The sequence below is a fragment of the Christiangramia crocea genome (assembly GCF_022410465.1).
Taxonomy (GTDB): domain Bacteria; phylum Bacteroidota; class Bacteroidia; order Flavobacteriales; family Flavobacteriaceae; genus Christiangramia; species Christiangramia crocea.
The window spans coordinates 1-13,923 of record NZ_JAJSON010000009.1; the positions used below are offsets into that span (position 1 = coordinate 1).

Here is a 13,923-nt window from a genome sequence, read left to right on the forward strand (position 1 = left end):
TATATCCATTTTCAACTATTTCAATTCGTTAACAGACACCTTATCCATATCTCCATAATCCAGATTTTCACCAGCCATTCCCCAGATGAACGTATAATTAGAAGTTCCTGATCCCGCATGGATAGACCAGGGGGGTGAAATAATTGCTTCATGATTCTGCATCCAGATGTGTCTTGTTTCCTGGGGTTGTCCCATAAAATGGCAAACGGATTGCTCTTGAGGTACATCAAGGTAGAAATATACCTCCATGCGCCTATCATGTACATGAGCCGGCATAGTATTCCAAACACTACCTTTCTTAAGCTCTGTCATCCCCATTTGCAATTGGCAAGTAGTTACAATTTCTCCTATAATCATTTGATTCACGGTTCGGTCATTAGCTGTTTCTAGCGACCCCAATTCTAATTTATTTGCTTGGTCTAGGCTAACTTTCTTTGTAGGATAGCTAGTATGCGCAGGAGCGGAATTCAGATAAAATTTAGCAGGTGAATCAGTAGCGTTACTTTTAAAGACCACTTTTTTTGTTCCCTGGCCTATATATAAAGCATCTTTATGTTGCAGATCATATGTGGTTCCATCTACAATTACAGTTCCACTATCACCTACATTTATAATTCCAAGCTCTCTTCTTTCTAAAAAATATTCCGCTTTTAACGGATTAATGGTTTCCAACTCAAGAGGTTCTTCTGGAACGGCTGAGCCCACTATAAATCGATCATAGTGAGTGTAAATAAGACTTATCTTTCCTGTCTCCATAAGATTGTCAATTAAAAACTCCTCCCTTAGTTGGGAGGTATCATATTTTTTTACCGTTTCTGGAGAAGAAGCATACCTTGTTTCAAAAAATGTTGACATATTATTTTTTTTAGTTCTACTTTGTTATTTAGAATTTGGATTTTCTGATCCCTAATTCTAGTCCTCTTAATTCAGCCAAACCCCTCAAACGACCTATAGCGGAATAACCCGGATTAGTCTTCTTTTTTAGGTCATCCAGCATTTTATGGCCATGATCAGGCCTGAAAGGCATTCTGGTATCTTTTCTTCCGGAGCGTTGTCTTTTTTCCTGTTCTGCAATTAGAGCCTCCATTACAGCATACATATCTACATCTCCTTCCAGGTGGTTGGCTTCATGAAAATCACCTTCCTCATCTCTTTTAGTACTTCTTAGATGAATAAAATGAATTCGGCTGCCAAGTCTTTCAATCATTCCAGGGAGATCGTTATCCTTTCGTACTCCAAAAGATCCAGTACAAAATGTTAATCCATTATTTGGACTATCTACAGCCTGATATAGTTCTTTAATATCTTTTTCGGTACTTACTACTCGGGGTAATCCTAAAATAGGATAAGGAGGATCATCAGGATGAATGCACATTAATATACCTGCCTTTTCAGCAGTGGGAATGATTTGTTTTAAGAAGCTAAAGAGATTATTTTTAAGTTTATTAGAATCGATATCATCATAAGTGGTGAGGATTTTATTAAAGTCTTCAAGAGAATAACCTTCTTCTGCACCAGGTAAACCGGCAATTATGTTATTAACTAATTGTTCTTTTTCATTTTGGGTCATTTTTTCTGCTAAAGCTTTTGCCCGTGATACTTCTGCTGCAGAATAATTATGTTCAGCTCCAGGCCGGTTAAGCAGAAATAATTCAAACAAGGCAAATGCCGTCACATCAAAACGTAAACCTGTAGATCCATCCTCTAATTCATACTCTAGATCGGTTCGTGTCCAGTCCAAAACCGGCATAAAATTGTAGCATACAGTGTCAATACCACATTTTCCCAGATTTATAAGAGTTTGATTATAATTATTAATGTACTGTTCAAAGTTCCCTGATCGGGTTTTAATATTTTCATGAACAGGAACGCTTTCAACAACAGACCAGTTAAGTCCTGCAACTTCAATTTGTCGCTTGCGTTCTTTGATTTCTGCTTCTGTCCATACATCTCCGTTTGGAATGTGATGAAGGGCGGTAACAACTCCCGTGGCTCCAGCCTGTTTTACGTCAGAAAGTGAAACAGGGTCATTAGGCCCATACCATCTCCAAGTATTTTCTAAATTCATTTTATATATTTTTATTTATACACCACTATAGGCACTAAATCCTCCATCTATAGGCACAACCACTCCGGTTACGAAAGAAGACCTTTTATCACACAACCATAGTGTAGTACTGATTAGGTCTTCCGGTTTTCCAAATCTTCCCATTGGCGTTTGTTCTATTATTAGATTTCCTCTGGGGGTAAGGTCTCCATCTTCCTTTGTAAGTAAAGTACGGTTCTGTTCAGTTAGAAAAAATCCTGGAGCTAATGCATTTACGCGAATCCCTACCTTGGCAAAATGAACAGCCAGCCACTGAGTAAAATTTGAAACAGCAGCTTTTGCTCCACTATAAGCAGGTATTTTTGTTAGGGGTGTAAAAGCATTCATAGAAGAAATATTTAAAATAGAGCAGTCTTGTCTTTCTACCATATCTTTAGAAAAAATCTGAGTAGGAAGAAGAGTTCCTATAAAGTTGAGATCAAAAACGAATTTTATCCCATCTATATCCAGATCAAAAAAAGTTTTAAAATCCGACTCCTCCCTTTTCAGATCTTCTAAATTTAAAGAGCTCTGGGAGGTAGTGCCCTTCGGATGGTTTCCGCCGGCACCATTAATCAGAATATCACATTCCCCAAATTGCTGAGTTATCTTTTCTCTGGCTTTGATAAGTGAAGTCTTATCCAACACATTAGCTTCCACAGCTAAAGCCAATCCTCCAGACGATTCAATTTCAGTAACAACTTTATTAGCGGCTTCTTTGCAAAGGTCTAGCAGGGCAATTTTATGCCCCTCTTTTGCTAATGCTTTTGCCAAAGCGCTGCATAATACTCCCCCTGCTCCTGTTATCACAATTATTTTGGACATATATCTTTTGTATTAATTATTGTATTGATTCAAATATCCTTTTTTTAAGTAATACATTGATTGACATAAAAAGGAAAATAGTACAAGTTTTGGGGATGTAAAATACAATCGACGGATTTACAGTATTTTACATTTATTGAGATAGTTGACATACCTATTGTTACCTAATATGGACAGGTATTCATGGTTGGCCATAGGTTTTAATTAGAACCGGGATTAGATGTACAATAACACTCCATTTTCGAATAATTCTTCCCTAAAATTCTGTTAAATTGACCTTTATTAGATTATGTTTTATTCATAAAATGAATTATGACATTTTTGAATTTATTTTCTTTTAAAAATCATCTTGAAATAAGCTTATGAGACTACCAATCGATTTTTTTGTCTTTTTATTTATTGGAATGAGTTTAATTTTTTTGAGTCCCCTAAGAGCTCAGACCTTACCAAAAATTATTGAAAAGGAAGAAATCATAAAAGAAAATTATTTACCAGATTTTAGTTACGCTGGATATCATTATGGAGAAGATGATATCCCAGATGTAAATGAAATAATAATTTCAGCTGCTGATTATGGTGTAAAAGCAGATGATGGATTAGATGATTCTAAAGCCCTTTTAAAAGCTATATCTGAGACAAAGGAAATGTCCGGTTCCATAGTGTTACAATTACCCCCTGGAAGATTGATTTTAAGTGAAGTGCTTTTTATTGAAAGAAGCAATTTTGTACTAAGAGGTGCCGGTGTTGGTAAAGGAGGAACTGAAATTTACTGTCCTAGACCAATGATGTATATGGAAGACCCCCAATCCTTAAAGGAGTTACGTGAGTATCTGGTCAAGCATAAAAAGCGACAAATAGAAAAGGAGAACAATATAGATTTACCTTTTTCTCAATATGCATGGTCAGGAGGGATTATATGGACGCAAGTTCCAGGGGAAAGAGTGAAGTCTTATATGATGGAATACGAAAAACCATCAACAACGCTTGCTAAAGTAGAAGGGGGACAAAGAGGGGAACATATTTTAAAGGTATCAGATGTAGGTGCAATAAAAAAGGGAGATGTTCTCCAACTAGAGTTGTTTAATAAAGAAGGAAAGGATGGTGTTATAATTGAAGATTTGTATAAAGGAGCCGATGTTAAGGTTGGATCTCATCATTGGAATTTTCCTGATCTTCCTATAGTACGACAGCAAGTAGAAGTTATATCTGTTTCTCCTGACGAAATTAAAATTAAAACACCTTTGACAATATCTGTCAAAAAAGCTCATCAGGCCAGATTGATCAAGTGGAAACATTTAGAAGAAGTAGGAATAGAAAACTTTAAGATTTCTTTTCCTCAATATCCATGGGTAGCTCACCATGTAGAGCCTGGATTTAATGGAATATATTTAACCAGGTTATTTAATAGCTGGGTTAAAAATGTTGTAATTGTAAACGCAGATAGTGGAATACTTACAGAAGAAATAGCAAATGTCACCATTGAAAATATCCTCACTAAAGGCAGTAATACTGCCCATTATACTGTTGCAATGGGTGGCGTGCATAATGTATTGGTAAAAAATCTAAATGTATATAATGAAGCAGTACATCCGTTGAGTTTCAATACCTTTTCCACCAAAAGTGTTTATAAGGACTGTGAGGTTTTCGTAAAACCTGTATTGGATCAACATTCAGGGGCAAATCATCAAAATTTATTTGATAATATTAGAGTTCATGTAAACCCTGGTAATGATGGTATTTACCCTTTGTTTAGAGGGGGAGGGGCCGGTTATTGGAAACCATCCCACGGAGCTTATTCTACTTTTTGGAATATAGAAGTTCATTTTTTGGGCGGCTTAAATATTAAAAGTCCATTTTTACTTAATGGAATGAATGATGGTCCTCATGCAAGGTTAATCGGTGTACATGGTAATCATGACATAGAATTGAATTATGGACCTGGTGCATTTGTAGAAAAGACAAATTCTAATTTAGAAAATATTCCTTCTTTATATGAATATCAATTAAATGCTCGATTGAAAAAATAATAAATCCTATGAGGATTTTATTTAATTACGTATAATATTTTACATTTTACTTCTTTATGCTGAGAATATTTTTTATAACAATAATATTTCTGATTTTTTATCCAACCATTCCTTATGCTCAGGAGAAGAATTATATATTTAAAAAATTAACTTCAGCAGATGGTCTATCTCAAAGTTCCGTAATTAGTATCCATCAGGATAAGTTAGGGCAGATGTGGCTTGGCACCCGTGATGGTTTAAATAAATTTGATGGAAGCAAATTTACGGTCTATAAAAATGTTCCCGATGATTCTTCGTCTATTAGTAATGATGATATATTATCTATTGAAGAAGATGAAGATGCCTTCATCTGGATTGGCACATATAATGGTTTAAATCAATATAATCCTGAAACTAATAATTTCAAAACTTATTTTCACTCTAATAATAAGAATTCCTTAAGCAATAATACCATATGGAGTATTGAAGTGATAAATAATGGAGAAATATGGCTTGGAACTACAAATGGACTTTCTATTTATCATAAGAATACTAAAGAATTTCAGAATTTGTTCCACTTTTCAAAGGATCCTACCAGCCTTCCCGATAACCATGTGCTTAGCATATTGCAAACCAAGAGAGGTGATATTTATGTTGGTACGGCAAATGGACTTGCCAGAGCAATAAAAAGAGATGGGTCTTATTCTTTCAGAAGCTTAAAAAGGAATTTATATGTTCAGGATCTTATTGAAGATAGAGAGGGAAATGTTTGGGTGGCAACAAAAAATAAAGGTTTGTTTAAACTTTCCAAAGGAGCAGACAACCTTAATACCTTCAAAACTTCACAGGGAAATATAATTGATAATGATATAAGGTCTCTAACAATTGATAATGCTGGAAGAATGTGGTTGGGAACTTATGAAGGCCTCAGAATTATCAATAGTGGAGGTAAAGTGGATAAAGTACTAAATAATCCATATAAAAATACAAGTCTAAGCAGGAATACAATCAAGTCTCTATATACAGATAGAAAGGGCTCAGTATGGATAGGGACATATTACGGGGGCATAAACATTTGGGATAATGCCAATTCTAATTTTATTACTTATACTCAAGATGGGAGTAAAAATCAGCTTAGCTACGATGTAATAAGTTCAATTGAAAAAGATATATCTGGAAATCTTTATTTTGGAACTGAGGGAGGAGGTATCACCGTATTAAATAATAATAATGCAGAATATATTACTTCTTTTAAATTTAATAAATTACCCAGTGATAATATCAAAAGTCTGCTGGTTACAGGTCAAAAAATGTGGATTGGTACCTTTAACCAGGGTTTAGCAATATTTGACTTAAAAACTAAAAAATTCTTAAACGGTATAATTTCAGAATCATTAAATGAATATTTAGCTGAAACGGGGGTATATACTATTAAAAGAGAGAATAAGGCTATTTTTTGGATCGGAACTTTTGGTAAGGGGGTTATTAAGTTCGATTCTATAGATAAAAGCTTTAGAACTTTTACAAGTGATTCAGATAACACCTATACTCTTACTAGTAACCAAGTAAGAAATATTTTAATAGACTCCAATAATTCGATCTGGATTGCAACAGAAAAAGGTCTCAATAAAATTGTATTTAATGATAATGAGGATAAATATATTATAGAGCATTTTTTTTATGATAGTAAAGCTAATTCAGGAGAAGATATTCTTACTATTTTCGAAGATACCAAAGGTAGAATATGGATTGGCACAAAATCTAAAGGGCTCTTTTTACATAATAAAAATTCGTTTCACTCTACTGGGATAAGAATCGATTCCGGGCCATTGGCTTCTCCTATACATTCCATACTTGAAGACGAAAGTAACACTCTTTGGATTAGTACAAATCACGGAATCGTAAATTATGATCCGGAAACCAAATCTGCAAATCTTTACAATCAGAATGAAGGACTTATAAGTAATGAGTTCAATAATAATGCGAGCTTAAAATTAAATTCCAGGCGATTTTATTTTGGAGGTCCTTCAGGGGTTTCTTCTTTTAATCCCCAGAATATAGTTACTAATAATTATTCGCCTCAGGTGCTTTTGACAGATTTCAGGATTAAAAGTGAATCTGTAGATGCTGATCAAAGAATATTGGATAGGAGTATTACCTATACCAAAGCAATAGAGCTGGCTTATGATGAAGCTAATTTTACTATAACATTCGCGATTCCTAATTATATAAATTCTACTAGCAATCAGTATGCATACAGGCTTGCGGGATTAGAAGAAGAATGGAATAAAACCTTTAATAATGAGGCTAGCTATACTATACAGAATGCGGGGACTTATACCTTTGAAGTAAAGGGTGCAAATAATGATAATGTCTGGAATTCTCAGCCGACTAAATTACAAATTGATGTTCGACCAGCACCTTGGAAGAGTTGGTGGGCATTTGTAATTTACGCAGCTCTTATTGCTTTAGCCTTATATGGATTAATTTGGATTATGAAATCCAAAACAAGATTGAAACATGAGCTAGAACTTGAACAGTTGGAACGGGAACGTAATAAAATGGCTAATAAAGCCAAATTACAATTTTTCACCAATATTTCTCATGAGTTCCGAACTCCACTCACTTTGATTTTAGGTCCATTACAACAACTCCTTTTAAATTATAAAGGCAGTAATAAAATGTATAAAAAGCTATTGGTCATAGAAAGTAATGCGCATCATCTACTACAGCTTATAAATCGATTAATGGATTTTAGAAAATTAGAAAATGACCAGTTTAAGATAGAGGCAGCAGAAGGTAATATTGTTAAGTTCATAAAAGAAATTTATCTCTCGTTCAAGGAATTTGCCAACATTGGCAATTATAATTATACTTTTCATACTTCAGATGATGAGATACTTGTTTTTTATGACAGGAGAAAACTGGAAAGAGTATTTTATAATCTTATTTCCAATGCTTTCAGGTACACTCCAAAAGGAGGGGATATTACCATAAGGATTATAAAAAATCTTGAGAATATTGAGATTGCGATTGAAGACTCCGGAATTGGAATTACAAAAGAGAATCAGGCAAAAGTCTTTGATCGATTTTATGAAATTGGAAAGAACACACAGACTAAAGAACCGTATAATCAAGGCACTGGTATTGGATTGTCTATCGTAAAAAACATTGTAAAGCTGCATAAGGGTTGTATTAAGCTATATAGTGAAGGTGAAAATAAAGGATCCATTTTTAAGGTTGAATTACCTCTCGGAGAAGATCATTTATCAGATAGTGAAATAATAAGAGACTTCAGGTTTAGTGATGATGTTTCATTATATAAGAATCAATTAAAGAATAGGGAGCTAACCTTTGATAAGGGAATGAATGAACTGTTGCAGGATAAAAACAGACCTAGTGTTCTGATAGTGGAGGATAATGAACCTCTGCGTTCGTTTATAGTTAATTTACTTAAGGAGGATTATAATATTCTAGAAGCTGAAAATGGAAAAATTGCAATGGAAAAGGCATTAAAGCATATTCCGGATCTAATAATAAGTGATGTTATTATGCCTGAAATGGTCGGAACTGAACTTTGTGCTAAGATTAAGAAGAATCTCAAAACCAGTCATATTCCTGTAGTCCTGCTTACATCTAGAAGTTCCCTTATCTATAAATTTGAAGGGCTGGAAAGTGGTGCAGATGATTATATAAGCAAACCATTTAATGTCAGGGAGTTCACACTAAGGGTGAAGAATTTATTAGAGTCAACCCACAGGCTAAAGAACAAATTTAGCAATGAAAATAAACTTAGTCCTTCAGATCTTACGGTTTCTTCTATGGATGAGAAATTACTGGAAAGAGCATTGCAAATTGTGGAAAACAATATTGATAATGAACAGTTTAATATACCTACTTTTAGTTCAGAACTTGGGGTGAGCCGTACTATGTTATTTACGAAAATTAAAGCATGGACAAATTACACACCTAATGAATTCATTACTGAAATAAGAATGAAAAGAGCAGCCCAGTTATTGGAACAGGGTAAAATAAATGTTTCACAAGTAAGCTATAAGGTCGGATTTAAAAACCCTAAATATTTCACGAAATGTTTTCAGAAAAAATTTGGATTAACTCCCTCTCAATATTCCAATAAATTCTACGATGATGTCCCATCTTTTTAAATCCATCAACACTTTAAATTACTGGTAATAAGGGTAGTGTATTTTTTTATACCCTTTTTTGAATAATTACTTCTCACATCTTTGTTAGGTTTGGGTTTATGAAATTTAATAGGAAAAGAATAAAAACCCTTGAAGTATTACTGGTGGCTATTGTCATCACACTGGGACTTTTAATTATTTATTTCATTTAGCAAGAACTAACTAAAATCTCATTTATGTTTACACAAAGAACATTAAAATTCTTAAGCTATATTTTTATATGCTTAATTTTTATTACTGGGTATTCGGCCCAGGCTCAGCAACGCACGGTTACTGGAAAAGTAACTTCTAAAAGTGATGGTGTACCAATTCCTGGGGTGAATATATCAGTTGCAGGAACTTCAACAGGGATAGTTACAGACTTTGACGGCATGTATAGCATAGAAGTATCGGGTAGCGATGCTGTTTTGGTATTCAGTTACCTGGGATTTCTTTCACAAAGAGAAACCGTAGGAGATCGCAATGAAATCAATGTTGCTCTTGAAGAAGATATAAGCGCTCTGAATGAAGTTGTAGTCGTAGGTTATGGAACGCAAAAGAAGAGCGATATTACTGGAGCAGTGTCTTCAGTTGCATCAGAAGAATTAACGGCTTTTCCAGTTTTAAGTGGGGAGCAGGCCTTGCAAGGTAGAGCGGCAGGTGTGGCCGTTCAATCAAATAATGGAGGAGAACCCGGGGCTCCAATAAAAATAAGAATTCGTGGAGGTACTTCGATTAATGCTAGCAGTGATGCTCTGGTAGTGGTAGATGGTTTCGTAGGTGCTTCTATGCCTCCTCCAGAAGATATTGCCTCTATGGAGGTTTTAAAAGATGCATCGGCAACAGCGATCTATGGTTCCAGAGCTTCAAATGGAGTTATTCTGGTAACTACAAAAAGGGGGCAGATAGGCAAGGTCTCTATTGAACTGAATTCCTCTTATTCTATTCAGGAGGTAAATAATACACTGGACCTTTTGGATGCAGATGAGTTTGCTGATTATAGATCATCTTATAGCGATGATTTTACGCCTGGGAATGCAAATACAGATTGGCAAGATGTTATATATAGGCAAGGAAGTATTGCAAGTCATCAGGTTTCCTTTTCTGGAGGAGGAGAGTCAGCCAGGTATTATGTATCCGGTACTTTCTTCGACCAAAAAGGAGCTATTATTAATTCAGATTTAGAGCGATTCTCTTTCCTGGCCAATATTGATCTGGATGTAACCGATAATTTTAAGGTAGGTTTAAACACATTTGGTAGAAGAAATTCAACTAATGGTGTCTCAACACAGGCAGCTAGTGGTGGTGCTGGAAGTGCTGGAGTGGTTTCTTCAGCTTATAGATTCGCTCCTGATTTAGGTATCTATGACGCAAATGATGAATTTACTATTAATTCACTTGGGGATGATATTGACAACCCTTTTGCTACTGCTACGGAGAAGGTGAATGAAAGAGTAGCTGATCTATATCGGGCTAATTTCTTTGCCGAATATTTTCTGTTAGAAAACTTATCCTTTAAAACTACCTTAGGGTTTAGCACTTACAATGCATTGAGAGGTACTTTTATACCTACTACCTTAATAAGTGGAGCTGGGGTTGGAGGCGAAGCTACGGTAGAAAATAGTAGAGATACCGATATAATTACAGAAAACTACTTGACATATAATGAAGAAATAGGTAAAGCTGAATTTAAATTTTTAGCCGGATATTCTTATCAAAAAAGTAAGGGCGAGGATTCTTTTGCCGGTGCGAGGGAGTTTGTAACCAATTCCGTTTCTTATAGAAATTTGGGAGGTGGTTCTACCTATTTAAAGCCTGAATCATCCTTGACCGAAAGAGAACTAATTTCCCTTTTTGGTAGAATTAACTTTGATTGGGACGATAGATATTTGCTAACCTTTACTGCTCGGAGAGACGGTTCTTCTTCCTTCAGCAAGAATAATAAGTATGCATTCTTTCCTTCGGGAGCTATAGGGTGGAATATGGGGAATGAAGCTTTTTTAGAAGATAGTGAACTCATATCGGCCTGGAAATGGCGTGCCAGTTACGGTGTAACTGGAAACCCCTCAATACCTGCATATGGTACCTTAGCAAGATTTTCAGAAATATATTCTGTAATTAATGATGAAATAACCAATGCTGTTGCGGTAACTGTTTTAGCCAATGATAATTTAAAATGGGAATCTTCTTACCAAACGGACTTTGGAGTGGATATAGCACTTTTTAAAAATAGGCTGAATCTTACAGCAGATTATTATAAAATTCAAACAAAGGATCTTCTTTTTGCCAGACCCTTGCCAGAGTATGTAGGGCTGGCCAATCCTTATCAAATTCAGAATATTGGTGAACTTGAGAATAAAGGTTTTGAGTTTACTTTGTTCAGCAGAAACTTTGTAGGTGATAATTTTAAATGGAATACTCGCTTCAATTTTGCTACAAATAAAAATAAGGTTGTAAAGCTTCCCAATGGAGATGATATAATTATAGATTCCACCCCGGGACATTTTTTACAGGATGAATCCCAAATTCTTCGGGAAGGTGAGCCAGTTGGATCATTTTATGGGTACGTTTACGAAGGGGTTATCCAGGAAGGGGATGATATCCCTGAAGGTTTTGAGAACGAGCCTGGAGGAGAGCTTTTTGCCGATTTAAACGGTGATGGGCAGATCAATTCTGATGACAAAACAATAATCGGAGATCCCAATCCGGATTATACAGCAGGACTCAATAATGAATTTCTCTATAAGAATTTTGACATGAATTTGTTCTTCCAGGCTTCTGTAGGGGGTGATATTCTGAATTATACACTTCTCGAACTTGCGTCTGGGGACTCAAATGCCACAACTGATGTTTTAAATGCATATACACCCAGCAATACCAATACTAATATCCCAGCTGCGGCCGTCAGAGAAAAGAGGGTTACTTCGAGGTATGTGTATGATGGAAGTTATATAAGACTGAAGAATCTTTCGGTAGGGTATTCATTGCCTAATGATATTATAGAGAGATTCGGCTTCCAAAAAGTACGGTTTTCCCTCAGCGGGCAGAATTTGCTGACTTTTACGGATTACCCGGGAGTAGATCCTGAAGTGAATTACCGTAATAATAATAACGAAAGAAGTAATACCAATTTAGGGCTGGATTATGGAAGTTATCCAAATGTAAAATCCTACACCCTTGGTGTTAATCTGAAATTTTAATTAAAAAGTTACTGATATGAAAAATATAAAACTATTACTTATTGCTGCATTACTGGTGGTAAGTTGTTCAGATTTAGAAGAGGAACCTGTTGGAATACTAGCTCCTGAATCTTTTTTTAAGACCATAGATGATTTACAGGCAGCAGCGAATGGGAGTTTTGCTTATATGGCTTCCGAGAAATACTGGGGTAGAAAGCTCACATTGAGTTTGTTGCTTCGTGGCGATATGGCAGACATAGGGGATTTAGGTACTTCTGGTCGGCGACGAGATGTAAACAACTTTGAAATGACAGATGATAATGGAATGATAACGGCTTTTTGGCCTCAGTCATATGCTATCATAGGAGCTGCTAATCAAGCTATTGCCGGAGCAGAGCGTTTAGATGGAAATCAAGAGAAGATAAACGAAGTGGCCGCACAGGCTTATTTCAGTAGAGCTTTTACATATTACCATCTGGTACGTATTTTCGGAGATATCCCTTATATTGATATGGCCGTTGCCGACGTCTCAACAGTAGATAATATATCTAAAACACCCGAAGCAGAAGTTTATGAGAATATAATAGCCGATCTGGAATTTGCCAAGGAAATGTTGCCTGATACTCAACCTACTCGCTCCCTGCCTTCTAAAGCTACTGCTGCTGCTTATCTTGCATCAGTTTACCTGACGTTAGAAGAATATCAAAAGGCTTATGATGAATCCAAATATGTAATTGATAATAAGGGAACTTTCAATCTTGAACTTGAGTCAGACTTTCAGAATTTGTTTATTCCAGACAACGCCGGAGCCTTAAAAGAGCCCTTATTTACTATAGATTTTATTGGGCAGTCGAGAGATGGAGATCTTGGTCAGGATTATCTTGCTCCATTAACAGGAATTAGAGAAGATGAGACAGGTCGCTCAGAAGGTGGAGGCTGGACGGTAGCCGTACCTACCTTAAATGTATATGATGATTGGAATGGAAGGGATTATAGGAAAAGAGTAAGTTTAGATACTACAGCTATTTTCAATGGAGAAGTTCATCCATTTACTGAGTTTGCAGATTTTTCAGACCGGGGTGTAAACAGGCCACATATAGCGAAATATTATAGGTATCCTGGTGTAAGTGGTAGTAATGGTAGGGAGTCCAGTCATAATTTTATTACTATGCGATACGCGGAGGTTTTGCTTATTGCAGCGGAATCGCTAAATGAAATTAATGGTGGCTCTTCTGAAGCTATTGGATATATTAATCAGCTTAGAGAAAGGGCCAGAAATAGGGACGGGGAGATCGCTAATTTTCCAGAAGATGTATCAGCAGGAGTTTCCCAGAGCGAATTAAGAGATATCATAATCAGGGAAAGGAGACTGGAACTGGCTTTTGAATTTAAAAGATGGTATGATATTAAAAGATTGAAAATAGGAGAACAGGCCTTTGGGCCCAATGGTTTGGAACCTCACCCTAATTTTGATCCTAACCGTGATTATTTATTTCCCTTACCTGGAGATGAATTATCCAGAAACCCAAATTTGCAGCCCAATAATCCGGGTTACTAATGAAATTTTTGAACAAACCTACCAGATATAAATCGTTGTGGAATTAGGTTTTACCATGAATACTATTTAATGATCTAACGCATAT

General features: G+C 35.7%; 7 protein-coding genes. 4 read left to right on the forward strand and 3 right to left on the reverse strand.

Annotated features, from left to right (window positions below; translation table 11 throughout):
* Positions 1-15: 15 nt before the first annotated feature.
* From kduI to LU635_RS02725, 3 genes are read right to left on the reverse strand one after another with little or no spacing between them, the layout of a single operon-like run.
* Positions 16-855, reverse strand: a complete 840-nt coding sequence (gene kduI, locus LU635_RS02715; protein WP_240095944.1) for a 5-dehydro-4-deoxy-D-glucuronate isomerase — start codon at positions 853-855, stop codon at positions 16-18.
* Between the two features lie 28 nt (positions 856-883).
* Complete coding sequence (gene uxuA, locus LU635_RS02720; RefSeq protein ID WP_240095946.1) at positions 884-2,068, reverse strand: mannonate dehydratase; 1,185 nt, start codon at positions 2,066-2,068, stop codon at positions 884-886.
* A 15-nt stretch (positions 2,069-2,083) separates the two neighbouring features.
* On the reverse strand, positions 2,084-2,911 hold the full coding sequence (locus LU635_RS02725) for an SDR family oxidoreductase (protein ID WP_240095948.1): 828 nt from the start codon (positions 2,909-2,911) through the stop codon (positions 2,084-2,086).
* A 362-nt stretch (positions 2,912-3,273) separates the two neighbouring features.
* Between LU635_RS02725 and LU635_RS02730 the strand changes: the two genes are divergently transcribed.
* From LU635_RS02730 to LU635_RS02745, 4 genes are all read left to right on the forward strand, one after another.
* Positions 3,274-4,938 (forward strand): glycoside hydrolase family 55 protein, encoded by a 1,665-nt coding sequence (locus LU635_RS02730; RefSeq protein ID WP_240095950.1) that lies wholly within the window; start codon positions 3,274-3,276, stop codon positions 4,936-4,938.
* 56 nt (positions 4,939-4,994) lie between these two features.
* Entirely contained in the window at positions 4,995-9,083 is a 4,089-nt protein-coding gene (locus LU635_RS02735; RefSeq protein WP_240095952.1) for a hybrid sensor histidine kinase/response regulator transcription factor, read from the forward strand.
* Between the two features lie 215 nt (positions 9,084-9,298).
* Positions 9,299-12,301 carry a SusC/RagA family TonB-linked outer membrane protein gene (locus tag LU635_RS02740; protein WP_240095954.1) on the forward strand — a complete coding sequence of 1,001 codons (3,003 nt, stop codon included), beginning with the start codon at positions 9,299-9,301 and terminating at the stop codon, positions 12,299-12,301.
* A 16-nt stretch (positions 12,302-12,317) separates the two neighbouring features.
* The gene (locus tag LU635_RS02745) at positions 12,318-13,838 is read left to right on the forward strand and encodes a RagB/SusD family nutrient uptake outer membrane protein (protein ID WP_240095956.1); all 1,521 of its coding nucleotides are present in this window, start codon (positions 12,318-12,320) and stop codon (positions 13,836-13,838) included.
* Positions 13,839-13,923 lie beyond the last annotated feature (85 nt).